Source organism: Embleya australiensis, assembly GCF_051903075.1.
Lineage (GTDB): Bacteria > Actinomycetota > Actinomycetes > Streptomycetales > Streptomycetaceae > Embleya.
The window spans coordinates 2,887,761-2,913,974 of the sequence record NZ_CP182422.1 but is presented as its reverse complement, the minus strand read 5'-3'; the positions used below and the strand labels follow the sequence as shown (position 1 = coordinate 2,913,974).

Sequence of the window (26,214 nt, the reverse complement as noted above, 5' to 3'; positions counted from 1 at the left end):
GATCCCCTCGTCCGGGGACCCCCGCACGGAGAAGGCGTGCGATCGGGCGGCACGATGTGCGATCGCACCTCACGACGATTGTTCCGCCGCTCTTTTGCCGAGGGCTCACAGCCGCCATGTGACAGGTTGTTCCGGGTTGTACACGCACAGCGTGCCGGTGTGGATCGTGTTGGCCAGGTGTCGGCCGAGGGGTGGGTGGGCACGGGTGATGCGGTCGATGGCGGCACGGATGCGGGCGGTGACCGCGGTTCGGGCCCGTTCGGCGGGTGAGCCGGAGCGGCGGACGCGGCCGCCGAGGCCGTAGGCGGCGGACAACTGCCCCACCAGCGCGTCGTGTTCGACGGCGATACGGGCCGAACGCTCCGCGTCGCCGGCCGCGTCCGCCTCGGCGGCCTCGCCCTCCAGCTCCCGGAGCCGCCGTCGATACGCGGAGCGCGCGGCGGCGTCGATCACCTCGCCGGTGTCGCCCGGGCGGTGCAGCGCGTCGTCGGCCCGCGTGGCGGCCTCGGCGCCGGGGCCGGTGGGGGTGGCCAGGTCGAGTGCGGGCACCGGCGTGCCCGGACGGGCCAGCAGTACGGCGAGGTCGTGCATGCCCTTGCTGTCGGGCAGCATCACCTCACGATCGGCGTAGCCCAGCCGCCACAGGCGGTCCGAGCGGCGGAACACGTTCGGCCGGTCCGTCGCGGCCGGCGCGGTACCGGCCTCGCGGGCGATCCGGGCGACCAGTGGGGCCGCGCCGATGCCCCGGGCGGCGGCGAGGGCGGCGGCGAAGTGGCGTTCGGCCGCCGCGTGGTCGCCGAGCGTGGTCGCCAACAGGCCGAGATGTCGGTGTACCGGCCCGCGCACGGCGGCGCCGATGCCCTCGACCACGAACAGGTCCCGGTACGGCGACAGCCACTCGTACAACCGCCGGGCCAACGGGGTCGGGCCGACGAGCGCGATCGTCTCGGCGGCCTGGGCGAGCATCGGCAGCCATTCGCTGTCCCGGGGCGCGTCCGCGAGGAGCGGGCCGGCCGCCGCCAGTCGGCGTTCGGCCTGTTCGGTGTCGCCCAGCTGCGCGGCGACCAGCGCGAGGGACACCTTGGCCCACGCGTCCGGGATCTCGTCGAGGCGTGGTTGCCCGGCGATCAGCTCCGCGATGGCCGTCCGGTCCGCCGACTCGGCCAGCAGACACCAGCGTTGGGTGGCCGCGAGCAGCGCGGCGTTGCCGCTGCCGGCCCGGCGGCCCAGTTCCTCCACCCGATCGACGCAGCGCGCGCAGTCGGCGAACCGGCCCTCCAGGAGCGCCCGCATGCCGCGCCACAGCGGGATGTACCAGGCGTAGAGCGGATGTCGCAGCGCACGTTCGGCGGCGCCGAAGGCCGGCATCTCGGCATCCGCCTCGGCGACCCTGCCGAGTTCGAGCAGGGCCACCATCCGCAGCCGGCGGCCCAGGAGTTCGAGCGCCGGATCGGGCAACCGGCGGGCCGTGTCGATGATTTCGGCGGTCCGGGCCAGCCGCTCGGCGCAGTACGCCGGGCCGGCGAGCGCGTCGCACTCGGCGGCGAGCGCGTAACCCAGGCCGGCCGCGTCACCGCAGGCCCGCGCGAGGCGCACGGCCTCCTCGGCGAGGGCCAGGCGGACGGGCTCGGGCTCGATCAGGGTGACCGCCACGGACAGGCGGGCGGTGACGGCGGCGAGCAGCTCGGGGTGCGCGACGAACGCCCCGGCACCGGCCGCCGGTTCGGCTCGTCGGTCCGACAGCTGCGTTCTCGCCTCGGTGAGCAGGTCGATCTGTGGGCGGTCGAGCAGGTCGACCTCGATACCGGCCGGGCCGTTGCCGAGGCCGAGGGCGGCGTGCGCGAGCAGGTCGGCGCGCCCGTGCCGGCGGGCCAGGTCGGCGGCGCGCAGGAAGTCGCCTCGTGCCGCCGCGCGTTCGCCCATTCCCAGGTGGGCCGCGCCCAGTTCGATCAGCACCTCGGCGAGTGGGGCGTCCGCCGCGCCGACCGTGCCCAGGGCCGCGACGCATCGTTCGTACCACTGGGCGGCGTCCTCGTACGCGAAGACGCCCGCCGCCTCGTCCCCGGCCCGACGGGCGTACCCGGCCGCCGCCTCGACGTGTTCCGGGCCGGCGCGCAGCAGGTGGTGGGCGACCTGGGCGGGTCCGACGTCCCGCCTCCGGGCGGCGAATTCGGCCAGGACGTCCCCCGCCCGCTCGTGCCACGCGACCCGCTCCGCCGGGGACAACGCCTCGTAGGTCGCCTCCCGCATCAGCTCGTGCCGGAACGCGCCGGACCCGGCCTCGACCAGGGCGAGCAGCCCGGCCGCCGTCGCCTCGGCGAGGACCGTACGCACCTCGCCCAACGGCACCCGCGCGACGTCGGCGAGCGCGTCGAGCCGGAAGTCCGCGCCGAGTGCCGCCGCCGCGCCCAGTACGCGTGCGCACTCCGGCGGCAGCTCGGCCAACCGGACACCGACCGCGTCCCGGACCGAGGCGGGTACCGGTCCGGGGGCGCGGTGGCGCAGCAGCTCGGTGACGAAGAAGGCGTCCCCGCCGGAGCGAGTGTGCAGCGTCCGGACCGCGGCCGGGTCGGGCCGTCCGCCGCCGGCGGCCTCGACCAGCGCGCGCACGTCCGGCTCGGCGAGCGGACCCAGCGGCAGGCAGCGTGCGGTGCGCAGGAGCGCCGAGCGGGGCGCCGACCGTCCGCGCCAGGATGCCTCGTCCTCCCGGAGGGTCACCAGCAGGAGCGCCGCCGTCGTGCGCAGGCTCGGCGCGAGATCCGGGAGCAGGCGGACCGAGGAGGCGTCGGCCTCGTGGACGTCGTCGACGATCAGGAGGAGCGGGGTGCCTGCGGCGCCGGTTCGGATCAGCCGGGCGAGGTCCCCGGCCAGCCGGAACCGGGCCGCCTCGGGTGCGCTTTCGTGGGCGCCGGGGGTATCGCTTCCCCCGCGGCCGGACATCAGTGCGCGCAGCGCCGGCAGTGTCTCGGCCAGGCGGGCACTCGCCGCGTCGCCCGTGACCAGCTCCCGAGCCACCGCCGACCACGGGCGCAGCGGGGCGGAGGCCGTCCCGGGCGGGCAGCTCACCCACAGGACGCGGAATCCCCGGGCCCGCCGCGCGACCTCCTCGGCGGTCCTGGTCTTGCCCGCCCCCGCCGCCCCGGTCAGCGCGACCACACCACCGCGCCCCGCGCGGGCATCGGCCAGCGCCGCGTCCACCTCGGCCAACACCTCGGTGCGTCCGACGAAGGGAAAGCCGGCCATGCTCAGTCCTCCCACCCCTCACCGGGGCCGGGTCCCGGAAGACCGAGGCCGCGCGTGCTGGTCTCACCACCCCAGCGTGGGATACCCACCCGAACCGGACAACCACCCTGCTCCGGTCGCAGCGTGTCGCCCGCTTCGACTCAGGTCTGCGCGGGCTCCGTCGGAATCACCGCCGTGGTCGCTGCCGGCGTCAGCTCGCCGTCCCGCTCCGTGAACAGGTCGCCCGTCTCCGGGCAGCGCCACGAACCGTCGCCGGTCGGGGTCAGCGGCACGCCCGCGCGGCCCACCCACTTGATGCGGCGGGCCGGTACGCCGGCCATCAGGGCGTAGTCCGGGACGTCGCGGTGGACCACGGCGCCCGCCGCGATCAGGGCCCAGCGGCCGATCGTGACGCCCGCGACGACCACACTCCTGGCACCCACGGCGGCGCCCTGACGGACCGTCACCCCCTGTGCGTGCCAGTCCTGTTCGCCCTTGATCCGGCCGTCGGGGGTGACCGCGCGCGGATAGAGGTCGTTGGTCAGCACCACCGCCGGGCCGATGAAGACGCCGTCCTCCAGGACGGCCGGCTCGTAGACGAGCGCGTGGTTCTGCACCTTGACGTTGGCCCCGACGCGCACCGCGGGGCCGATGTACGCGCCGCGCCCGATCACGCAGTTCGGGCCCAGGACCGCGTCCTCCCGGATCTGGGCGAGGTGCCACACACGGGTGCCCTCACCGATGCTCGCCGAATCGTCCACGTCCGCGCTCGGGTCGATTGCCATTCCCGAACGCTAGTACCCGCCCGCTCGCCACGCCCGGGAAAGGGCTTACTCGGCCGCGACGCCCAGGAAGTCGGCGAGGATGCGGGCCGAACGCCGGCCGTCGTGGTGTTCGGCCACGTAGGCCGGTCCCCGCGCGGCCATCTCGCGCGCCGCGTCGGGCTCGGCGGCGATCTCCTCCAGGACCTCTGCGAGCGAATCCGGGTCGGCGGCGCGGATCGGCAGGTCGGCCGGCAGGTGCTCGGTCGCCGACTCGTGGAGGTAGCAGATCGTCAGTCGGCCGGCGGCCATGCCCTGACACGACGTCATCCCGTAGGAGCCGCAGGCGAATTGGTCGAGCACGATGTCCGCGTCGGCGAACAGTGCCGGGAGTTCGGCGGCGGGTCGGTTCAGGATGCGGCGGTATTCGATCAGGCCGATGTCGTGCAGTCGGTGCAGCGTCGGCTCGATCCGCGCGGTGCCGCGCAGGAAGGGGCCGGCCATCACGTGCACCACGACCGGCCGTTCGCGGGTGAGCACCGGGGTCTCCGTGCGCCAGTCCGCCGGGTCGAGCGCGGCGGGCAGCCACACCGCGTCCGGCACGTCGGCGATCAGGTCGGGCGTGGCCACGAACGTCGGCACCTCCAGGCCGCGCAGGATCGGCAACAGCCGGTCCACCTTGGCCTGGAGCGCGTGGGTCAGCTCGTAGCGCGGGTCGAACGGGGAGAACTCGACGCGGGCCCGATGCGCCGCCGGATCGCGCACCTCCGAGCCGTACAGGATCAGCCCGAGCGCGATCCCGGCCGCGCGCAGCTCGGCCAGGTCGGTGTCCACCCAGGAGCCGCCGAGTCGGCCGAACGCGGGCATCCCGCACTCGGCGAGCACGTGCGTATAGCGGTCCAGGACCTCGGCGAGCCGGCCCAGCTGCCAGCGGGTGGACAACCAGTCGTCGGTGCCGATCGCCCGATCGGTGGGGTGACCGAGGGTGTTTGCCGAGGCGAGCGCGGCCGACTCGGCACGTACCCCGGGCAGGTGCCGCTCCACCGCGCGGGCCCACGCGTGGCCCTGCCCGGCGGTGTTGGTCGGCCCGATCCCGAGCACGGGGGAGGGCGTCGGGGCCGGCACCGCGTCGGCCGCGAACGCGCGCACGTACGGCTCGTACGCTCGGGCGCAGCGCGCCGCCCACGCCGTCGCGTCGCGCTCGACCTCGGCGCGGTGCCGGTTGCGGATCGCGTCCAGGTCGCGCTGGGCCATCATCCGGCGCAGGCCGCGGATCACCCCGCCGCCGTCCAGCGCCTCGACCGCGGCCCGTGCCGCGGCCAGTTCGGCGGTCCGGGCCGGGTCGACCGGCACCCGCAGCGACCGCACCACGCCGGTCTCGGAGACCTCGACGGAGGTGGTCACCGCGACCGTCTCGGCCGGCGCCACGTGCAGCGTGTACAGGCCCTCGACCGGATCGTGCGGCATCTGCTCGCCCACGTCGGTGTGGGTGACGACGACCCGTCGCAGCCGCTCGGGCGGGGTGAATCCACGGTCCTCCGCGGCCTGCCGGGCGTCCGGAATCGCCACACCCGCGGCCACAGCCGAGTCCCTGTCGCTCATCGCCGTCGTCTCCCAAGGCCGTGCCGACTGTTCACAGACTGTCACCGGGGACGAGCGGTGACCAGCGCCGCCACGTTACTTGGCTTTACCGAAAGGACCCGGTTTCCGCTCGGGGACACGGCGCGTCGCCGGCCGGGAGCGGCGCGAACGCCATCGGGCGTGAACGTCGAAGGGCCGCGTCGAGCCCTGTCCGCCGGCCCCGAACGTCGTCGGGCGTGGACCGCGGGTGCGGTCCACGCCCGACGACGGCGGTGGGAGAACTCAGTGGAATTCCTCCTCCGGATGTTCGGTGCCCGCCGAGACCCGCGCGGCGAGGCTCTTGGGGCTGCTCAGGAAACCCGCGCCCCACGACCCGTGCATCGTCGCCAGCACGATCGGCAGCCGGACGAACGCGGCCGGTCGCAGACCTCGGCCCTCCCACGCGACGCCGGCGAGAATGCCGATCACGTAGCCGGCCGGCAGCAGCCACCCGGGCCAGAATCCGAGCACACCCGCGACCGTGCCCGCGGCGACCGCGAGCAGCGCGGCCGGCGGTGCCAGGTAGCGGAGATTGACCGAGCCCTTGTGATGCCGGGCGACGACGCGCCGCCAGCGGCCGTAGTTGAAGTACTGCTTGGCCAGCGCCCGGGGCGTCTGCCGCGGCCGGTAGGAGACCTTGAGCTGGGGCGAGAACCAGATCAGGTAGCCCGCCTGCCGGATCCGATAGTTCAGCTCCCAGTCCTGGGCGCGCTCGAACTCCTCGTTGTATCCGCCCAATTCGTCGAGCACCTCGCGCCGGAAGACACCGAGGTACACGGTGTCCGCGGGGCCGGCCTCGCCGCCGGTGTGGAAGCGGGCGTTGCCGACGCCGAGCTTGGAGGTCATCGCCCGCGCGACGGCGTCCTCGTACGGGGTCGTGCCCTCGGCGTGCATCAGGCCGCCGACGTTGGCCGCCCCGGTGTCGGCGAGCAGCCGCACCGCGGTGGAGATGTAACCGGCCGGCAGGATCCCGTGCCCGTCCACCCGCACGATCACGGGGTGGTTCGACGCCCGGATCGCCGCGTTGAGCGCGCTGGGGGTACGACCGCTCGGATTGGCGACGGTATGTACCCGAATGTCTTCGGCGACCAGTTTCGCGGCGATCGCGTCGGTGTTGTCGGTCGACGGGCCGAGCGCGATCACGACTTCGATCTCGCCCGGATAGTCCTGAGCGAGCACACGACCGACGGCCTCCGCGAGATGTCGGGACTCGTTGAGCACCGGCATGATCACGGAGACGGGCGGTTTTTCGGGTAGCGGCTCCACCCTGCGAGCTGAGGGCTCGGGCTTGGCGGGCTCGTCGGTGGTGTGATTCATCGCCTCGGAGCGTACTGCGAACGGCCGGGTCGGCGGGCATCGACCGGGTGGGCGAGCGCGGGCCGACCGTCGGCGTGCCGCTGCGGTTCGCCCCCCGTCCCGCTTTACGGTGGTTCGACGCCCGCCGCAACCGTGGCCGGACGACGAGGCGTCCTTCGGGTGTAAGCGGGTACGGATGCACATCCGCACGGCGCGCGCGACGGTGCGCAACGGAACGGCGGGACGAGATCGGTCCGCGAGGAGGGACACCGCACCCCATGGCGACAACCGGCGGCCGATCCTCGGCGAGAAGCCCCCAGGGCGATCGGAACGGGCAGCGCGTCGGCCGCAACTGGCTGGTGCTGCTCACCGGCGCGCTGGCCGCGGCGATCCTGGCCACCAGCGGCATCGGCTGGGCCTGGGTGAAGCACTTCGACGGGAAGATCCAGCGGATAGACCCGTTCAAGGGTCTGACGGACCGTCCGGACACCGGATCCGGCAAGGACCTGAACTTCCTGATCGTCGGCTCGGACAACCGCGAGGGCATCCCCAGGGAGACGCTGAACAAGCTGCACGCGGGCGGCGAGTCCTGCGACTGCACCGACACGATCATGATCGTGCACCTCAACGGCAAGCGGGACCGGGCCACCATCACCAGCCTGCCACGCGACAGCTACGTGGACTTCCCCGCGCACAAGGACAAGACCACCGGACAGCAGCGGGGCCCGTCCAAGGGCAAGATCAACGCCGCGTACACGCTCGGCGGCCCGACGCTGACCGTGGCCACGGTGGAGAAGGCCACCGGGATCCGGATCGACCACTACATCGAGGTCAACTTCGTCTCCTTCGTCAGCGTCGTGGACACCCTCGGCGGCATCGAGATGTGTACGCCCAAGGCGCTGCGCGACCCCAAGTCGGGCCTGGACCTGCCCGCCGGCACCAGCAAGCTGGACGGCGTCAAGGCGCTGCAGTTCGTCCGCGCCCGCTACATCGCCAGCGACCCGACCGGCGACATCGGCCGCACCCAGCGCCAGCAGAAGTTCATCACCCAGGTGCTCGCGAAGGCGACCTCCTCCGGCACGCTGACCGACCCGCTCAAGCTCAAGAACGTGCTGGACGCGGTGCTCGGGTCGATCAAGGTGGACGAGGGGATGAGCTCGCAGTCCTTCCTGGAGCTGGGCACCAAGATGCGCAACCTGTCCAACTCGGGCGTGACCTACGCCCAGGTGCCGCTCAAGAGCATCGACCACCAGGTCCCGGAGTGGGGCTCGACGGTGTTGTGGGACGACGCCAAGGCCCCCGGCCTGTTCCGGGCGATCCGCGAGGACAAGGACCTGATCGCGCCGCCGGAGAAGAAGGCCGACGGGCCGAGCCCGAGCACCGCCGCCGCGCCCTCGCCGGTGTCGGTTGAGGTGGCGCCGGGCGACATCTCGGTGCAGGTGTACAACGGCACGCCGACCACGGGCCTGGGCACGCGCGCGTACGACGACCTCAAGGGCGCGGGCTTCGTCATGGCCGGTCTGCCGCGCAGCTCCAACGCCTCGGACGGGGCGCGCACGATCATCCGCTACGACCCCAAGTGGAACCGGTCGGTCAAGACGGTGCAGGCCGCGCTGCCGGGCGCGACCTCGGAGCAGGTCACCGGCCTGGGCCGGACGATCGAGGTGATCGTGGGCTCGTCGTATCCGGGCCTGACCCCGGTTCGGGTCGGCGGCGCGAACACCGAGGCGCCCTCGACCGATCCGGCCACGCCGGGTCCGGCATACTCCGCCAAATCCGGCGATGAGGTCTCATGTAAGAAGTGAGCATCAAGTGTGGAACAGATGGTCGCCGAGTCCGGCATTCGGTTGCCTCGGGGCTGATCGAGTGACAACTTCGGGGGCATGAACACGTGGCCGCCGGGGTGGGCGGATGGCGACCAGCAGCCGCAGCAGCCTCCCCCGGGAACGATTCCGAGCCGCCCCGGCGGGAACGCCGCGGGCGGCTATCCACCGCCGCCGGCGCAGAGCCCGAGCGGATACCCGCCGCCGCCCCGGACTCCCGACGGCTACCCGCGCCCGCAATCCGGTGCGGCCGGGCCGGGCGGCGTGCCGCCGGTACAGGGGCCGCCCGGTGCGGACGGCTACCCGCCCCAGCCGTCGTACGCCGACGCGAATGCCGCACCGTCCGGGCCGCCGCCGCAGCGCGCTCCGGGCGAGCCGGGCGGACCGGGCGGACCGGAGGGCCCCGACGGCCCCGGTGGCCCGGGCGGCCCGCCCGCGCGTCCCCGGCGTCCGGTCAACATCAAGAAGCGCATCCTCATCGGGATCGGCGTCTTCGTCGCGCTCGTGCTCACGTTCGGCGTGGTGACCTACTTCTGGGCCGACTCGAAGATCCGGCACGAGGACGTGCTGGACAACTACGCGGGCCGGCCCAAGGGCATCGAGGGCACCACGTGGCTGATCGTCGGCTCGGACAGCCGCGAGGGCCTCGACGCGACCGACCGCAAGAAGCTGCACACCGGCAAGGCCCCGGGCAAGCGCACCGACTCGATGATGCTGCTGCACAAGGGCAAGGGCGGCACCGCGCTGATCAGCCTGCCGCGCGACTCGTACGTGGACATCCCCGCGTTCAGCAAGAACGGCAAGACGGTCAAGGCGCAGAAGAACAAGCTGAACGCGGCCTTCGAGAAGGGCGGCGCGCCGCTGCTCGCCCGCACCGTGGAGATGGCCACCGGCATTCGGCTCGACCACTACGCGGAGATCGGGTTCGGCGGGTTCAACAACATCGTCAACGCGATGGACGGTGTGGACATCTGCCTCAAGGGGCCGATCAAGGACCCGAAGTCCGGGGCGAACCTGGAGGCCGGCTGCCAGACGCTGAACGGCGAGCAGTCGCTGGCCTTCGTACGCTCGCGCTACTACGACCCGGCGCGCTCGGACCTGGCCCGGATGGAGAACCAGCAGATGTTCCTCAGCGCGCTGGCCAAGAAGGCCAAGTCGGCGGGGATCCTGCTCAACCCGTTCAGCGCCTTCCCGGTCGCCGACGCCTCGCTGAGCGCGGTGACGGTGGACGACGACGCGGGCCTGTTCGACCTGTACGACCTGTTCAAGGACATGGGCAGCCTGTCCGGCGGCAAGGGCGTCACCACCACGGTGCCGATCGCCAACCCCGGCCACATGGTCAAGGACATCGGCTCGACCGTGTTGTGGGACGACAAGGGCGCCAAGGCGCTGTTCCAGGCGCTGCGCGACGGACGCACGGTGGACGCGGCCAAGAACTGAGCCGGGGGACGGGGCGCCGGATCGTGGTGCCCCGTCCCGCCCGTGGTGACTGATGGTCGACAAGTGACTCGCCGCCTGTCCCCGTCGTTTCGTACCATCGGCACTCGGCCGGGATGTCGGCCGGCGACCCTGCCCCGAGGTGACTGACTCCGCATGAACGACGCCGCGATATCCGACGCAGACCACACCTTCCAGGTCGATCTGCGGGGTCTGGTCGACCTGTTGTCGCACCACCTCTACTCCAGCCCTCGGGTATACCTGCGCGAGCTGCTGCAGAACGGCGTCGACGCGGTCACCGCGCGGCGGGCCGTCGATCCGCAGGCCGAGGCGGCGATCACCATCACGGTCGCCGACGGCGGGCTGCGCGTCGCCGACACCGGGGTGGGGCTGACCGAGGCCGACGTGCACCGCTTCCTGGCCACCATCGGCCGCAGTTCCAAGCGCGACGCGTTGGAGAGCGCGCGGCGCGACTACATCGGCCAGTTCGGCATCGGCCTGCTCGCCTGCTTCGTGGTCGCCGACGAGATCACCGTGGTGACCCGCTCGGCGCTGACCGACGCGCCGCCGGTGGAGTGGAAGGCGGGCGCCGACGGCCGCTACACGGTGCGCACCCTGGACCCGAGCGCACACGAAGTGCCGGGCACCACCGTGTTCCTGACCCCGCGTCGGGGCAGCGAGGCGTGGTTCGCCCCCGAGCGGGTGATCGAACTGGCCCGCGACTTCGGCGCGTTGCTGCCGTATCGGGTCACCGTGATGGCCGGCGGCGAGCACACCCCGATCACCGACACCCCCGCGGTGTGGGACCGGCCGTACCCGACGGTGGGTCTGCGGCGGGCCGCGCTGACCGCCTACTGCGAGAGCCGGCTCGGCTTCACGCCGCTGGACGTGATCGACCTCGACGTACCGCTCGCGGGCGTGCGCGGCGCGGCGTTCGTCCTGCCGGAGGCGGTCAGTCCGGCGATGCGCGGCAAGCACCGGGTGCACCTCAAGGGCATGCTGCTCACCGAGAACGCCGACGGGCTGCTGCCCGACTGGGCGTTCTTCGTGCGCTGCGTGGTGGACACCGACACGCTGCGGCCCACCGCCTCGCGGGAGAGCCTGTACGACGACGAGTCGCTGGCCGGGGTGCGCGACGCGCTCGGCGGGCACATCCGGGACTGGCTCGCGGACCTGGCCGCGCACGACCAGCCGCGCCTGGCCCGGTTTTTGAGTGTGCATCACCTCGGCGTCAAGGCGCTGGCCCGGCACGACGACGAACTGCTGCGCCTGGTACTGCCGTGGTTGCCGTTCGAGACCACCGACGGGCGGATCGCGCTGGACGAGTTCGCCCGCCGGCACCCGGTCGTGCACGTGACGTCGACGGTCGAGGAGTATCGGCAGGTCGCGCCGATCGCGGCGGCGGCCGGCCTCGGCGTGGTCAACGGCGGCTACACGTACGACCTGGACCTGGTGTACCGGCTCGCGGAGATCCGGCCGGGCACCACCGTCGCCGAACTCGACCCGGACACGGTCACCGCGCACCTGGACGCGGTCGACCCGGCCGTGGAACTGGGCGCGGCAAGCTTCCTCGCGCACGCGCGGGCCGCGCTGGACCCGCTCGCGTGCGATCTGTCGCTGCGCACGTTCCAGCCGGTGACCGTGCCCGCGCTGCTGCTGGACGGGCGCGACGCGCGCGGGGAGCGGGGGCGGGCCGAGGCCGAGCAGGACGCGGCCGGGCGCGGCGACGACCTGTGGTCGGGGATCCTCGGCTCGCTGCGCGACCAGGGTCCGCGCGCGCAGCTCGTGCTCAACCACCTCAACCCGCTGGTCCGCCGGATCGCCGGCCTGGCGGATCCGGAACTGGCCCGGGCCGCGGTCGAAGGGCTCTACGGCCAGGCCCTGTTGCTCAGCCACCGTCCGCTCACCTCGGCCGAGACCGGCCTGCTCGGCCGATCCTTCCTCGGCCTGCTCGAGCGTGCCGTCCACCAGCCGAACCCCGCCGAATAGGAACCCTGTGATGGAAATCCGTGACGACGCCGGGTTCTTCGCTGCCCTGGACGCGAACGAGGAACAGCCCTACGGCAAGGCCCGCACCGCCCGCGCCGAGGAACTGGTCACCGTCGCCGAGCGCATGGGCAACGACGAGAACCTCGCCTGGGCGCTGCTGCGGCTGATCACCGCGTACAACTACGGCGGCGAGTCGCCGCGCACCCCGGTGCCGCTGTCCCGGCTGCTCAAGCTGTGGGACGAGCACCCGGAGGGCTTCGACGAGCAGTTGACGCACCACCTGTTCTGGGATCTGAAGTGGATCACCAGTTCGCTGCTCTCGGTGCCCGAGGTGCCGCTGACCGCGATCCGCGGCTATCTCGCCGACATGGAACGGCGCTACCGCACGGCCGGACACAGCCTGCGGCCGGTGCACCAGAGCCGGTTCTACCTGGCCCGGCACATCGGCGCCGACGCGGAGACCACCGAGGCGTTCGAGGCGTGGCTGGCGGCGGACCGGGACCGGCTGGCCGACTGTGACGCGTGCGAACGGCGCGAGCAGGCCCGCTGGTTGATCGCGCAGGGCCGGGACGCGGACGCGCTGGAACTGCTCGCGCCGACTCTGGACGGCGCGCTCACCTGCGCGGAGGAGCCGCAGGTCTCGTTGGCCACGTCGATGCTGCCGCTGGTGCGCGAGGGCAGCCCGGACCGGGCCCGGGCGCACCACCTGCGCGGCTACCGGTCGGTGCGGGGCAAGGTGAGCACGTACGCGGCGGTCGCCGAGCACATCGAGTTCTGCGCGCTGACCGGCAACGAGGGGCGCGGGATCGAGATCCTGGCCGAGCACCGGGCGTGGCTGGCGCGTCCCCAGAGCGATCCTTCGGACCACTCCGACTTCCTGGCCGGGGTTGCCGTGCTGCTGCGGCGTCTGGTCGCGGTGGGCGGGCCGGAGTTGGTGGTGTTCGAGGACACCACCGCCGGTGGGCTGGGGGAGAGGGTCGAGCGGGAGCTGTTCGAGATCGCCGCGCGCTTCGACGCGCGCAACGGGAACGACGCGGTGAGTTCGCGGGTGCGGCGTCGGCTGGCGGCGGCTCCGGTGGCGGATTCGCTGCCGCTGGGCCTGCGTTCGGTCCGGGTGGCGACGCTGACTGTCGTCGATCCGGCGGCAACTGCGGTGTCCGGTAGGAGCGTTGCGGAACTGCTTGCCTATGCACGCGAGTTGGATGAGCAGGGGCATCCCCGGGCGGAGGCCGCCTGGCGGGACTACGCGGCGGCGGCGCGGGCGCAGGGGCAGGACGTGGATGGGTTCGCGCTCGCCGCGATCACCGAGGCGGACGGCATCGAGCTGGTCGAGGAGGGCGAGTTCGCGGCCGGCGCCGCGGCGCTCGACCGGGCCGCGGCCGGCTATCGGGCGGCGGACGCGGCGGGGCGGGCGGTGGGCGCCGAGGTGCGGCTCGCGATGGCCCGGTTCCGCGCCGACGAGCCGGACGCGCTCGCGTTGTTCGAGGCGGCGCAGGTCAAGGCCGCCGCATTCCTGCCGGACGACGCGGCGCCGCTCGCGCTGGTCCTGCACCACCGTGCGATCGTGGCGCTCGCGAGCGAGGCCGAGGACGCGGACGCGATCCTGACCGAGCTGCACGACCTGGGCCGCGACCACGGGCTGCGGCACCGCCAGTCGGCGGCGCTGCACATCCGGGCCGAGCGGGCGCTCCAGGACGACCGGACGGCGGACGCCGAGGCCGACCTGAGCGCGGCCATCACACTGTGCCGGGAGGCCGAGCGGCCGTGGCTGGCCTGCCGGCCGCTGTTCCTGCGCAGCCAGGTGCGGATGCGCCTCGCCGACCCGGCGGCGGCCGAGGCGGACATGCGGGCCGCACTGGAGACGGCCGCGTTCTACACCGAGCCGCAGTTCCCGGTGGGACACGCGCTGACCATGCTGGCCAACGCGATCGGGGCGCAGAACCGGCCCGAGGACGCACTGCCGTTCGCGCTGGAGGCCGCGCACGTCTTCGACGACGAGGGCGACCCGGAGATGGCCGCGGCCTGCCGGCGGGGCGCGGTGGGCATGCTGTTCGGCCTGGGGCGGGACGCGGAGGCCGCGGCGATCCTGGAGGAGCTGCTCCCGGAGGTCGAGGAGCACCACGGCCCCGAACACGCGATGCAGGAACGCTGGGCGCTCGGGTTGTGCCTGCGCCGACTCGGCGACACCCGGGAGGCGGCCCGGCACCTGGCGATGGCGGCGGAGACCGCGGTGAAGGTGGCCGACCGGGCGACCCAGGCGGAGCTGGCGGTGGCCGCGGCGCACGCGCTCGACGACGCGGGGATGGCGCCGCAGGCCCAGGCGGCGTTCGGGCGGGCGATCGAACTGCTGCGCGCCGAGGGGGATGTGCGCGAGACGGTCCGGGCGCTGCGGGCGAAGGCGTGGAACATCGCGAGCAGCACCGACCGGGAGGACCCGTCGGGGGTGGACCGGGCGGTGGCGCTGTTCGCCGAGGCGCTGCGGGAGCTGGCGGACGCCGAGACCGGTGCGCGGGCGGCGGACGACGAGGCGACGATGGTCGCGGTCGAGCGGGCGGGTACGCACCACCAACTCGCCCACCTGCTGGCCCGCGCCGACCGCCTGCACCCCGCGCGGGCGGCGGCGGACAAGGCGGCGACGGCGTATGTGGCCGTGCTTCCGGAGGAGGCCGACGGCTACCTGGACGCGGTGCAACTGGCCGCGCGCATCGAGGCGTTCGGCCTGGACGAGCGGCCGGCGGCGATGACCCGGTTGGACGTGGCGTTGAAGGTGTGCACGACGAGCGGGATCACGGCGGTGGAGGAACTGACGGAGCTGCGTGAGGAGTTGGATCGGACCTGAGCCCGGAGGAGCCCGGCCGGGCGGGGCGTCCGGCCGGGCGTGGGGTCAGGCGCGGGTGATCGTCACGTCGCGCGTGTTCCGCGCGAGGATGTTCGGCACCACCGGGACCACACCTTCGCCGGGCAGGAGTTCGAGCAGCGTCGCGTCGCCGCGCGCGGGGCCGGGTACGAAGTCGAGCGGGGACCGCGCGGAGCTGCGCCAGTCGTGCGTCAGGCCGTCGCACGTGGCGGCGCTGCCACCGACCGAGAAGTGCAGGCCGGCCTGGCTGACGTTGCCGCCGACCAACACGGTCCCGGTGTGGTCGGCCGAGCAGCTGTAGGTGCCGGAGATCGTGACGGTCCCGTCGGCCGTCACCCACACGGTGGGGTCGAGCGAAACCTGGTCGCCCGCGACCGGGAGCCGGCGGGCCTGGGGCTGCGCCGGTGCGTGTGCCTGTGCGGCGACGGGGACGAACGCGAGTGCGAGCCCGGCGAATCCGACGGACAGGGCCATGGCCGTACGGCCGGAACTGATCATCATGCCGACGCCAACGATCCGCACCCCCGAAGGTTCCGTTCACGCGTACGAACGGGGGAATTGGGCCGCGTGTGGCCGTCGAGCGTGCGGCTCTCGATCAGGTCGAGGTCGAAGTCGGCCGCGTCCCGGAGGATCCGGTCCACTCCGCTGCGACCGGTGATCACGGGAAAGACCGTCACCTGTACGAAGTCGACGAACGAACACCGACCCAACTCATCGCCGGCGGTCGCCGGCCGCCGAAGCGCGGGGAGGGGGCGGGTCAGTCGATGTCGAGGGTGGCTTCGATGGTGTCGCCGTCGGGGGTGGGGGTGGCGCGGGTGTGCAGGTGGGCGCCGGCGCCGGTGAGGAGGCGTCGGGCAGCGGTGTTGGCGTCGGTCGTGGTGGCGACGACGCGGGGCGCGCCCTGGGCTCGGGCCTCGGCGCGCAGGAGGGCGACGACGGCGCGGCCCACGCCTCGGCCCCGGTGTTCGCGGCCGATCCACAGGCCCGTCTCCAGGTCCCCGTCCGGGGTCGGCTGGAGGCGGGCGGCGCCGACCACCACGTCGTCGACCAGGATCGCGTAGGTGGTGGGCGTGGCGGCCCACTCGTGATGAAAGGCCAAAAACGCGGCCCGCCGATCGGCGGTCCACCCGGCCGCTCCGGCCTCGACCGGCATGACCTCCCCCGGCTCGGCCCCGCGCACGGCCGCATCCAACAGGGAGGCCAACAACGCCTCATCCAACCGCCGAAGCACCACCCGAAACCCATCCACCCCCAAACCCTCCCCACCCCCAGTCCCCCCGTCAAACCCATTCCTGGCCGCCCGCCGCCCGCCCGGCCGATCGGCGCCCACCCAGCCCGCCGCCCGTCCGGCTGTTCGGCGCCCGGCCGCACGCTTCGCCGTCCGGCGGCCGGTCGGTGGGGGATCCGGCGTGCGACGGCCGCGCCTCTTCCCTCTTTTCGAGGGCGAGGCGCGGCCGTTGGCGGGTGGTGCGTCAGCGGTTTTTCTTGGGCGCGCAGATGTTTTTGTCGGCTGTTTCCATGTCGATGTTCTTGGGGGGCTCCGTGGGTGGGGCCGCGTTGTTGGGCGGGGCGGTGCCCGGGTAGTCCTTGCCGATCAGGAGTTCGAAGCGGGTTACCGCGGCGGACGTGCTCTCGGTCAGCGCGCTGTCGGGCAGGCCCGTCGCGGCGGCCAGGGCCTTGGCGGCGTCCAGGCGGCCCTTGGGGTAGGTGATCGAGCTGGTCGCGTGGGTCTTGCCGTCCTTCGCGTTGCCCGCGCTGACCGCGACGAACTTGCGGCCGACCAGGTCCGCCGCCACCTCGTTGGCCCGCTTGCTGACCCCGCTGCCGTTGCGGACGTCGACCTTGAGCGTGGCCGGGTCCACCTTCGGCGCCTCCGGTGTCGGCGGGGCCGCCGGCTGCTGCTCCGCGGGCTTGTCGTCCTTGGTGACCGCGGTGTCCGTACGCAGCATCGCCATCAGGTTGTTGGCCTCGGGCTGCTTCGGCTGCACCTTGACCTTGGGCAGCGGCGGGTATTCCTCGACCGGCAGCGTGGTGAACGCCATCCGCTTCTCGGGGACCTTCTTCAACTGGTTGCCCAGCGAGATCAGCTTGTCCACGCCGCCGAGGCCGTTGTCCACGGTCAGCGACTCCACCGCGATGTTGGCGATCTTGAACATGCCCTGGACGTTGGTCAACGACGCGCTGTTCTTGAGCTTGCGGGTGAGCGCCATCAGGAACGCCTTCTGCGCCTTGATCCGGGCCAGGTCGCTGCCGTCGCCGAAGGCGTGCCGCGCGCGCAGGAACTTCAGCGCGGTTTCGCCGCTGAGGTTCTGGTTGCCGGCGTCGAGCTTGAGGTCGGTGCCGCCCTGCTGGTTCGGCAGTACCGGGTCGTTGATCGGCTCCGAGATGCACATGTCCACGCCGTCGACGGCGTCGGTCATCTTCTTCACGCCGGTGAAGTCGATCATGATGTAGTGGTCCACCTGGACCCCGAGCATCTTGTCGACCGTGGACACCGTGCACGGCGGACCGCCGTTGGCCAGGCTCTCGTTGAACGACTGCGGCCCGTTGGACGCGGGATACGTCTTGCCGTCCACGACACACTTGGGTATCTGCACCATGGTGTCGCGGGGGATGCTGACCAGCGTCGCGTTGCTGCGGTCGGCCGATACGTGCATCAGGATCGTGACGTCGGCCAGGCCCTCGGTGTGCTCGGACGCGCCGTACTTCTTGCCGAGACCCTTACGGCTGTCGTTGCCGATCAGCACGATGTTCAGCGGCCTGCGTCCGAACGCGTCCTCCTCCGCCTTGGGGACGCCTTCGCTGCCCGCGTTCTTCGCGGTGGTGGATATCTTGCTGTCCAGATACTTGATATAGCCGTACGCCGTGCCGGCCAGCACCACGATCAGCCCCACCACGGTGAGCGCGATCCACTTGAGCCGCTTCTTCACCTTGCTCTTGGGCGCGGACTTGTCCCTGCCCGCGGCGGCGTTGCGGGCGCCCGCGCGCCCGGCGGGGGCCGTTCCCGCGCCCCGCCGACGCGCCGACGACGGCGGCGCGTCGGCGGCGGCGCCCTGATCCGAGCCGGTGCCCCGGCCCGAGGCGGCCTCCACCGCCGACGGCCGGCGCCGGCCCTCGGACGTACCCGCCGCCCCGGGGGTGCGCGGCCGGGTCGTGCCGGGGGCATCGACCACACCGCCGCCCGGCGCCCGCAGCTCGAAGCTGCCGGTGTCCGGGTTCATCACCCACATGTCCGCGACGTCCGCGTCGTCCATGCCGCCCAGGGGATCGTTGTCCCCGGGCGCGCCACGATGCGGCCCGTTCCCTCTGTTCACGCCGAGATCCCCTCCGGCTGTACCCGCCGCCGCACGATCCCCCCGGCTGTGCACGGTCCTCTTGGCGACACCGGGGTTCCGGAGCCACCCACGGAACCCGACGGTGATAAGTGATGGTCGGTATGAAGCAGCCACCATAACCGGCGAGATCTCGCCATGGTCACCGAGACTGCGAAGTCCTGACACTCGGATCATCGGAAAAGGCACAAAAACCTGATCCGACCGTTCCCGATCCGTCGTCAGTCGGTCGACAGCCGGTCATGGACCGGTCGTCGACCGGTCGAGGAGGAGCACGCACGAGCGTCCTGATCCGCACGTCGCGCGTGCCCCCCTCGACCGCCCGCCGGTCATTTCCGGCGCGGTGAGGCGCACTTCGTGTTGTCGGCCGTCTCCAGGTTCAGGTCGGCCGCCTTGGGCGGCTCCGGCACCCGCTCGGGCCCGGCGCTCGCCGGACCCGTCGGCGCGCCGCTGCCGCCGGCGTCCGCGTCGGGCAGATCCGCGCCGATCAGCAGCTTGATCGTGCTCTCCCCCGCACGGGCCGCCTCCAGCGCGGTCTCCGGCAGGTTCAGCGCCACGGCGATCGCCCTGGCCTGTTCCTGCCTGCCGTCGGGGTAGGTGATCCGACTGTTGGCGTGTTCCCGCCCGTCCGGCATGGACGTACCCGAAGTCGCCTTGAAACCCAGCCGCTTGAGCGCGTCGACCACCGGGGTGATTCGTTTCCGCGCGCTCCCGCTGTCCACCGTCACCCGGATCTGCGCCGCGTCGGACGGCGCGATCGTCTGCGGCGGTGCCGGCGCCTCGGTCACCGGCGCGGGCGGCGGATCCGTGGCCGGATCGCCCGCGGTCAACGGCCGATCGGCGCGGATCGCGGCCCACAGGTTGTCGGCGGCGGGCCGTCTGGGCTGGACCTGATCCGGCGCGGGCCGGTAGGTCTCGGTCGGCAGCGTGGTGAACGCCATGCGCTTTTCCGGCACCTTCTTGATCTCGTCGGCGAGGTCGATCAGCTTGTCCACGCCCGCCAGGTCGTTGTCGACGGTCAACGCGCCGACCGCGCTGTTGGCGATCCGGAACATGCCGTCCACGTTGGTCAGTTTCGCGTTGCTCTTCAACTCGCGCGCCAGCGACGCCAGGAACACCTTCTGCGCCTCGATCCGCGCCAGGTCGCTGCCGTCGCCGAACGCGTGGCGCGCGCGCAGGAATTGCAGCGCGTCGTTGCCGCTCAGCGTGTTCGGGCCGGCCGGCAGGTCCAGTCCGGTGCCGCCGCGCTGTCCGGACAGGACCGGGTCGTGGATCGGCGCGTCCAGGCAGATCGGCACGCCGCCGACCGCGTCGGTCAGGTCGCGGACGCCCTTGAAGTTCACCTCGACGTAGTGGTCGATGCGTACCTGGAGCATCCGGTCCACGGTCGCCACCGTGCACGGCGCGCCGACGCTGCGGAAGCTGTCGTTGAACTGGCCGAACCGGGCCTCGGTGACCTTCTTGTCCTTGCCCTTGCCGATCTCACATCGCGGGATGTCCACCATCGTGTCCCGGGGGATGTTCACCAGCGTGGCGTTGGAACGGTCGGCGGACAGGTGCATCAGGATCGCCACGTCGGCGAGCCCTTCGTGCCCCTCCGCGCCGTAGCGCCGGCCCTCACCGATCCGGCTGTCGTTGCCGATCAGCAGGATGTTCATCGGACTTCGGCCCTGGGCGTCCTTCGGGGACGCCGGTGGTCGGTTGTTCTTGTCGGCGGTGATCTGGGTGTGGTGCAGCTTCCCGTTCAGGTACCGGATGTACCCGTATGCGCTGCCGGCCAGGATCAGCAGGACACCGACCACGGAGATCGCGATCCATTTGAGGCGCTTCTTCACTGTGCTCTTTCTGCGTCCGTCCCGTCCACCGGGTGCCGTGGGTCCCCCGGTTCCGGTCTCCGCGTCCGTGCCCATGCGTGGCGTCCCCTCCGGCGACCTGCCGGGGGCGTCGCGGTCGGCGACGTCCCCGGCTCTCCCTGATGCGGTGTCGATGAATCAGCCCGCGCACACGTCCTGTTCCGCCGTCCGCCCCGAGACGGTGACGATCGGGCTCGTGTCTGCGGGCGTGGTCGGCGTGGCCGACGGGATGCCGCTGCTCGAAGTGGGGTCTGCCGTGGACGTCGACGAGGGCGCCCCCGTACTCGGCGGGGTGGATCCGGCCGGGGACCGCGTGGCGCCCTTGCCGGTCGCGCCCGTGCCCGGGGCGGTCGGGGTGACGGTCACCCGTTCGCCGTTCTCGTCGATCGTGGTGCGGGTGGACGGCAGCGGGGTCGCCGGCTGCTCGATCCGCACCTCGCCGTTGTTCTCGAAGCCGTTCTCGTCCTTGCCGCTGACGCCCGCGCCGACCGCGACCCGGTCGAAGCGGATCGCCTCGAACAGCCGGTCCGCCTTGGGCTGGACCAGTTCGTCCCGGTCGGTGTCGAACCGGTACGGCTGACGGGGCACGGTCAGGAACGCGACCTTGTCGTTCGGGATGCCCTTGATGCTGTCGGACAGGTCCATCAGCTCCTTGAGCGAGCTCAGTCCCGGGTCGGCGGTGATCGACCGGGTTCCGGCGTCGAGGAGGTTGTACAACTTCCACGGCTGGGTCAGCATGTCGCCGACCTTGACCTTCTTAACGAGCGCGGCCAGAAAACGCTGCTGTCGGGTCATCCGCTGGGTGTCGCTGCCGTCGTCGACGTTCTTGCGGGCGCGTACGTAGCCGAGCGCCTGCTCGCCGTCGAGCTTGTGCTTGCCGGCCGGCAGGTCGAGCTTGGCGGCGGTGTCGCGCATCGGGCGGCTCAGGCACACCTCGACGCCGTTGACCGCGTCGACCATCTCCTTGAAGCCGGAGAAGTCGATCACGATGTGGTGGTCGACCCGGACCTTGGTCATCTGTTCGATGGTCTTGATCGTGCAGGCGGCGCCGCCGATCTCGAACGCGTGGTTGAACTGGTCCCGGTACGCCCGCGACTTGCTGCCGTCCGGCCGGACGCAGGAGGGGATGTCCACCATCAGGTCGCGCGGAATGCTGACCGCGACCGAGCTCTTCCGGTCGGCGGCGAGGTGCAGCAGGATCGTGGTGTCGGAGCGCTTGGTGCCCTCGCCGACGTCGCCGTACTGCTTGTTGTCGCCGCTGCGGTCGTCCGAGCCCATCAGCAGGATGTTGGCCGCGTCGTGTGCGCCGGCCGCCACCTGCGGGCGTTCGGTCTCCGGGCCGAGCTTCGCGCTCAGGTCCTCGGAGGTGATGTTGCCGTCCAGCTTGCGGTACAGGGTGTAGACCACGACGCTGCCGGCGACCAGGCTCAGCGCCACGGTGACGGTGACGCCGATCAGGATGCGCTTGTACACCCGGCGGCGGCGGTCGCGCCGGGCCCGCCGGTCGGCCGCCTTGCCGCCGTCGGCGGCCATCGCGGCCACGGCGGCGGTGAGCGGGTCGCTGCCGGCCGGGGGAGGGGTGGTGGTGGGGGCGGTGGAGGGTCCCGCCGCACGGGTCCCGGCCGGGGTCGCACCGTCGCCGCCCTCGGCCGTGGTGGCGTCGCCCGGAGCGCCTGCGGCGCCCGCCGTGTCGGCCGTCGCGCCGTCGGTGGTCGCGCCATCTGCCGCCGTGCCCGCTGCGTCGGGGGCCACCTCGGCCACCGCGCCCTCGGTGGTCGCGCCATCGGCCGTCGTGCCGTCGCCCGGTTCGGCCGCCGAACCTCCGCCTGATTCGCCCGAGTTGCCCGTCGTGCCGTCGCCCGGTTCGGCCGCTGCGCGTTCGCCGACCTTGGCCGACGCGCCCGCCTCTGCGGCAGGGGCGGCCACGGCGGCGTCCTCGGCACCCGGTGTGGGTACAGGGCCGGCCGCCGCCGATTCGCCTACCGGTTCGGCCGTGTCGGGCCCGGTCGCCGTACCCGAAGTCGGCGTCGCGGGCCCCGCGTCCGCGCCCGACGCGGCTGCGCCCGAGGCGTCCGGGTCCACCGCGTCCGCGCCCGACGCGGCCGCGTCCGTGCCCGGCTCCTCCGCGCCCGCCGCCTCCGCGTCCCGCGCGTTGCCGGCGTCCGCGTCCCCCACCGGCCCGTTCGGGGGCGGAGTCGTGGATATGTCCGGTTCGGTCGGGGACTCGGGCGCCGTTTCCGGGCTCGCGTCCCGACCGGATCCGGCCTGCTTGCCGGCCCGTTCGCTGTCACTCACGTCGTGTCTGCTTCTTTCCCCAAGGCGCCCAACGCTCATCAAGCGACGAACCGCGCGTGGGGCGGCCGTTGCACTGATAGACGTGGCGCCGGTTCTTCGAGTTGCGTGCACCCTTGTGCGTGTGACACAGGTCACGCGAACCGTCACAACACCACGTGTCGACCCGGCCCGCACGGCTGCCGGCACGTTATCGTGCGCGACTCCCGGGGTCGGCCGCCAGGTGGGCTGCCGGCCTCCGGCCGCGATGACGCGCGATCAGTTCGCCTTGCAGATGTCCTGGTCCCCGTCGCGGATCTCGGCCTTCACCGGCGGCTTCACCGGCTCGACCGGAACCGCGCCGCCCCCGGGCGCGGCGGATGCCGGCATCGCGCCCGGACCGCCGAGTGCTCGCGCCGGCACACCGGCCGGGACCGCCCCACCCGCCGGCGCGACCGGGGCCGGCGCCGGTTCCGCGCCCGGTTTGCGCCGACCGTCCAGCGGCTCGTCGTGGTTGACCGCGTCGAACAACCGCCGCGCGTCGGGCTGGATCAGCGCGACCCGGTTGTTGTCGTCCGGCGGGTTGTACACCGGGATGTGCGCGAAGGTGATGTTCTTCGTCTCCAGGTCGCGCATCCCGCGCGCGAGATCGACCAGCGCGGAGACCGAGTCCAGACCCTCGTCCGCCCGGATCGACTTCGTCAGCGCGTCGGCGAGGGCGAACAGCCGGGTCGGACTGGTCAGCGTGTCGCCGCTGCGGATCTGCTTGGCGAGCGAGGCCACGAACGCCTGCTGCCGCTTGATCCGGCCCAGGTCGCTGCCGTCGCCGCCGAGCCCGATGTCGTGGCGCAGCCGTACGTAGTCCAGCGCCTCCCGGCCGTGCACCTTGCGCCGGCCGGCCGACAACGAGATGTTGCCCTCGCGGTCCTGCACGGTCCTGGGCAGGCAGATCTCCACCCCGCCGACCGCGTCGACCATGCCCTTGAAGCCGGCGAAGTCCACGATGATGTGGTGGTCCACCCGCATCGCGGTGACCTTCTCGACGGTGTTGCGCGTACAGGCCGCGCCGCCGAGTTCGAACGCCGAATTGAACATCACCCCGCGCTGCTCGGCCGAGCGCGCCCCGTCCCTGGTCACACACGAGGGCACGGTCACCAGCAGGTCGCGCGGGATGCTCATGACCACCGCGTGTTCGCGGTCGGACGTCAGGTGCACGAGGAGTGTGGTGTCCGAACGCTCGCCGAGGTCGCCCCCGCCGCCGAGCGCGCGGTTCTCGCCGGCCCGCGAGTCCGAGCCGATGATCAGCAGGTTCATCGGCTTGCCCTTGCCGTTGCCGCCCACGTCGGGACGGTCGGCGTTGAGCTTGCCGTTGACCGGGTCGGTCTTGATGTTGCCGTCGAGCCGCCGGTACGCGACGTAGGCGGCCGAGACGCTGGTCAGCAGGATCAGCGTGATGCCCACCCCGATCGGCAGGAACACCCGGCGCCGCCGGTCGCGCCTGCGGCGCGCGCGCCGGGTGGCGGCCCGACCGGCGGCGGCGTCGACCGGGGTGGACTCGTACGCCGGGCACGCCGCCGGTTCGGGCACGTCGGGTTCGGGCGCACGTTCGGACCGGTACAGGTGATCCCACACGTCCATGAACCCCACGCCTCCCCGCCTGCTGAGGGACCGCCGGGCACGGCACTACGGGCGGTCGGGGCCACGAAAGCGCAGCCCGACCCGTCTTGTCATGGACTAGTCGGCGGAACGGGTGACGGCGCGCGTGACGCGCTCCGCCTCGATGCGCCGCTCCAGCAGGGATTCGTCCAGGTGACGGCATACGACGACGGGTACGGACGCGGCAAGGGGCGCGAGCAGGCCCGCCCGCAATCCACCCGTTCGGGCGAAGCTCGAAGAGGTGAGCAAGCGATCACCTGGGCCGAGGTTCCACTCCCGCGCGGCGGCCTCGCCCGCCGCGGCCAGGTCGCCGGCGGTGTACTCGCGGCCGGCCTCGATCAGCGCCGGCGCATCGGCGCGCGCCGAGCCGTCGGGCACGAACCGGTCGCCGTGTCCGGCCACTTCCGCCGCGTAGTCCAGGAAGCCGGCCGGCGGCTCGGGGAAGCGCCCACCCATCGGCCGCAGCGCCAAGGCGACCCGCTCGCCGGGGCAACTCGCCGCCCGATCGAGCGTCTCGGGGCCGGACACCACCACGTCGGCGTCGGCGGGATCGCCGTCGAAGGTCACCGCCAGGCCGAGCGACCACGCGGCGAGCAACCACACCTGGGTCTGCCAGTGCGCCGGCAGCAGCAGCGACACCCGGGCGCCGGGCTCGACCGCGAGGTCGTCGCGCAGCAGATTCGCGGTCTTGGCGACCCAGTTGTCGAACGTCGCCACGGAGAGCTCGACCCGCTCGCCGGTGGCGTCGTCGTAGAAGGTGGTGAAGGGCCGCGCGGAGTCGGCGGCGAGCGCGGAGCGCAACTGATCGACCGGAGTGCTGGGCATGCGCCCAGCCTATCGAGCGGATGAATTCGTACGACAAATGGGTGTAATTGCTGCATTTGGTACAAGCGTTGTGGCGGGACCGGGCACCCGAACGACTCCACCGCCCACGATGGAGGGCCCGCCCGTGTTCACCAGAATCGTGCTGTCGATCGTCGCCCTCGCCGTGCCGACCGTGCTAGCCGGACCTCCCGCGCAGGCCGACGCGGGACCGAGCACCCCCGGTACCACGATCACCCTCCCGCTGACCGGGATCGAACAGGAGTCCGACGTCGCCGCGCCCCGCGAGGGCCGGACCGGGGTACTGACCGCCGAACGCGACACCGCGGCCTTCTCGTTGCTCGGCGTCACCTGGGCCGACCCCGACCCGGCCGCGGGCGCGCGGGTGGTCGTCCACGTACGCACCCGCACCGGCGGGGTATGGAGCCCCTGGCGCGCGCTGCACGCGAGCGGCGACGGGATCGGGCCGGCCGAGGGCCGCGTCCGCGGCGGCACCGAGCCGTTCTGGGCCGGTCGTTCCGATGGTGTCCAGATCCGCGTGGGCGTGCTCGCCGGAGCGCTGCCGACGGACCTGCGAGCCGAACTCGTCGACCCCGGCGAGTCGATCGTCGACCGCATGCCGCCGCGTCCGACCCGGCCGAACAGGGTCGACGGCCGGGACAAGGGCCGCGCCGAGCAGCCCGCGATCGTGGCCCGCCGAGACTGGGGCGCGGACGAGTCGCTGCGGGACGCGAAGTTCAAGTACACCGGCACCGTGCGCGCCGCTTTCGTGCACCACACCGCCGACGGCAACGACTTCCCGTGCAGCGACTCGCCCAAGGTGCTCCGTTCCATCTACCGCTACCACGTGCTGACCAACGGCTGGGCCGACGTGGGCTACAACTTCCTGGTCGACCAGTGCGGCACGGTCTTCGAGGGCCGCGCAGGCGGGGTGGACAAGCCGGTGCTCGGCGCGCATACGCTCGGCTTCAACACGGACAGCATGGGCGTGGCCGCGATGGGCACCTACACCAGCGCCGAGCCGCCCGGGCAGATGCTGATCGCGCTGTCCGCCCTGATCGCCTGGAAGCTCGGCCTGGACGACCGCGACCCGACCGGCCGGGTCACGCTGACCTCCTCCGACAGCGGCAGTCGCTACCCGAAGGGCTCGACCCACTCCTTCGACGTGATCTCCGGCCACCGGGACGCGTTCAACACCGAGTGCCCCGGCCAGGCGCTCTACGAGCAACTGCCCGCGATCCGCAAGGACGTGGCCGTGCGGCTGGGCTAGGTCCT

General features: G+C 72.7%; 16 protein-coding genes and 1 pseudogene. 5 read left to right on the top strand and 12 right to left on the bottom strand.

Annotation, left to right across the window (positions count from 1 at the left end):
* Nucleotides 1–105: 105 nt before the first annotated feature.
* From ACMXN5_RS12245 to ACMXN5_RS12230, 4 genes are all read right to left on the bottom strand, one after another.
* Nucleotides 106–3,243, bottom strand: a complete 3,138-nt coding sequence (locus ACMXN5_RS12245) for an ATP-binding protein (protein ID WP_439675282.1) — start codon at nucleotides 3,241–3,243, stop codon at nucleotides 106–108.
* Between the two features lie 140 nt (nucleotides 3,244–3,383).
* The gene (locus tag ACMXN5_RS12240; RefSeq protein WP_439675281.1) at nucleotides 3,384–4,007 is read right to left on the bottom strand and encodes an acyltransferase; all 624 of its coding nucleotides are present in this window, start codon (nucleotides 4,005–4,007) and stop codon (nucleotides 3,384–3,386) included.
* 45 nt (nucleotides 4,008–4,052) lie between these two features.
* Entirely contained in the window at nucleotides 4,053–5,585 is a 1,533-nt protein-coding gene (locus tag ACMXN5_RS12235; RefSeq protein ID WP_439675280.1) for a glycosyltransferase, read from the bottom strand.
* Nucleotides 5,586–5,846: 261 nt separating this feature from the next.
* Nucleotides 5,847–6,920 (bottom strand): glycosyltransferase family 2 protein, encoded by a 1,074-nt coding sequence (locus ACMXN5_RS12230; protein ID WP_395800236.1) that lies wholly within the window; start codon nucleotides 6,918–6,920, stop codon nucleotides 5,847–5,849.
* A 257-nt stretch (nucleotides 6,921–7,177) separates the two neighbouring features.
* Between ACMXN5_RS12230 and ACMXN5_RS12225 the strand changes: the two genes are divergently transcribed.
* The 4 genes from ACMXN5_RS12225 to ACMXN5_RS12210 all read left to right on the top strand — a co-directional run bounded on the left by ACMXN5_RS12225 (nucleotide 7,178) and on the right by ACMXN5_RS12210 (nucleotide 14,987).
* Nucleotides 7,178–8,704, top strand: coding sequence for an LCP family protein (locus tag ACMXN5_RS12225; protein WP_439675279.1), 1,527 nt, complete (start codon nucleotides 7,178–7,180; stop codon nucleotides 8,702–8,704).
* 78 nt (nucleotides 8,705–8,782) lie between these two features.
* Nucleotides 8,783–10,162: an LCP family glycopolymer transferase gene (locus ACMXN5_RS12220; protein WP_439675278.1), complete on the top strand. Its 1,380-nt coding sequence runs from the start codon at nucleotides 8,783–8,785 to the stop codon at nucleotides 10,160–10,162.
* Nucleotides 10,163–10,315: 153 nt separating this feature from the next.
* The gene (locus ACMXN5_RS12215; RefSeq protein WP_439675277.1) at nucleotides 10,316–12,148 is read left to right on the top strand and encodes an HSP90 family protein; all 1,833 of its coding nucleotides are present in this window, start codon (nucleotides 10,316–10,318) and stop codon (nucleotides 12,146–12,148) included.
* Between the two features lie 10 nt (nucleotides 12,149–12,158).
* Nucleotides 12,159–14,987, top strand: a complete 2,829-nt coding sequence (locus ACMXN5_RS12210; protein WP_439675276.1) for a tetratricopeptide repeat protein — start codon at nucleotides 12,159–12,161, stop codon at nucleotides 14,985–14,987.
* Between the two features lie 45 nt (nucleotides 14,988–15,032).
* On the opposite strand, the gene ACMXN5_RS12205 is transcribed toward ACMXN5_RS12210, so the two are convergent.
* From ACMXN5_RS12205 to ACMXN5_RS12170, 8 genes and pseudogenes are all read right to left on the bottom strand, one after another.
* Nucleotides 15,033–15,506, bottom strand: coding sequence for a DUF6299 family protein (locus ACMXN5_RS12205; protein ID WP_439675275.1), 474 nt, complete (start codon nucleotides 15,504–15,506; stop codon nucleotides 15,033–15,035).
* Nucleotides 15,503–15,697 (bottom strand): annotated as a pseudogene (locus tag ACMXN5_RS12200) (hypothetical protein); the annotation flags it as partial. The pseudogene ACMXN5_RS12200 and the gene ACMXN5_RS12205, both read right to left, overlap by 4 nt.
* 65 nt (nucleotides 15,698–15,762) lie before the next feature.
* Entirely contained in the window at nucleotides 15,763–16,254 is a 492-nt protein-coding gene (locus ACMXN5_RS12195; protein ID WP_439675274.1) for a GNAT family N-acetyltransferase, read from the bottom strand.
* A gap of 223 nt (nucleotides 16,255–16,477) precedes the next feature.
* Nucleotides 16,478–18,319, bottom strand: a complete 1,842-nt coding sequence (locus tag ACMXN5_RS12190) for an LCP family protein (protein ID WP_439675273.1) — start codon at nucleotides 18,317–18,319, stop codon at nucleotides 16,478–16,480.
* A gap of 347 nt (nucleotides 18,320–18,666) precedes the next feature.
* Nucleotides 18,667–20,172, bottom strand: a complete 1,506-nt coding sequence (locus ACMXN5_RS12185) for an LCP family protein (RefSeq protein WP_439675272.1) — start codon at nucleotides 20,170–20,172, stop codon at nucleotides 18,667–18,669.
* 156 nt (nucleotides 20,173–20,328) lie between these two features.
* Nucleotides 20,329–22,485 (bottom strand): LCP family glycopolymer transferase, encoded by a 2,157-nt coding sequence (locus tag ACMXN5_RS12180; RefSeq protein WP_439675271.1) that lies wholly within the window; start codon nucleotides 22,483–22,485, stop codon nucleotides 20,329–20,331.
* 255 nt (nucleotides 22,486–22,740) lie between these two features.
* Nucleotides 22,741–24,099 carry an LCP family protein gene (locus ACMXN5_RS12175; protein ID WP_439675270.1) on the bottom strand — a complete coding sequence of 453 codons (1,359 nt, stop codon included), beginning with the start codon at nucleotides 24,097–24,099 and terminating at the stop codon, nucleotides 22,741–22,743.
* A 96-nt stretch (nucleotides 24,100–24,195) separates the two neighbouring features.
* Nucleotides 24,196–24,942: a TIGR03089 family protein gene (locus tag ACMXN5_RS12170; protein ID WP_395800258.1), complete on the bottom strand. Its 747-nt coding sequence runs from the start codon at nucleotides 24,940–24,942 to the stop codon at nucleotides 24,196–24,198.
* Nucleotides 24,943–25,066: 124 nt separating this feature from the next.
* On the opposite strand from ACMXN5_RS12170, the gene ACMXN5_RS12165 reads away from it, so the two are divergent.
* Nucleotides 25,067–26,209, top strand: a complete 1,143-nt coding sequence (locus ACMXN5_RS12165) for a peptidoglycan recognition protein family protein (protein WP_439675269.1) — start codon at nucleotides 25,067–25,069, stop codon at nucleotides 26,207–26,209.
* Nucleotides 26,210–26,214 lie beyond the last annotated feature (5 nt).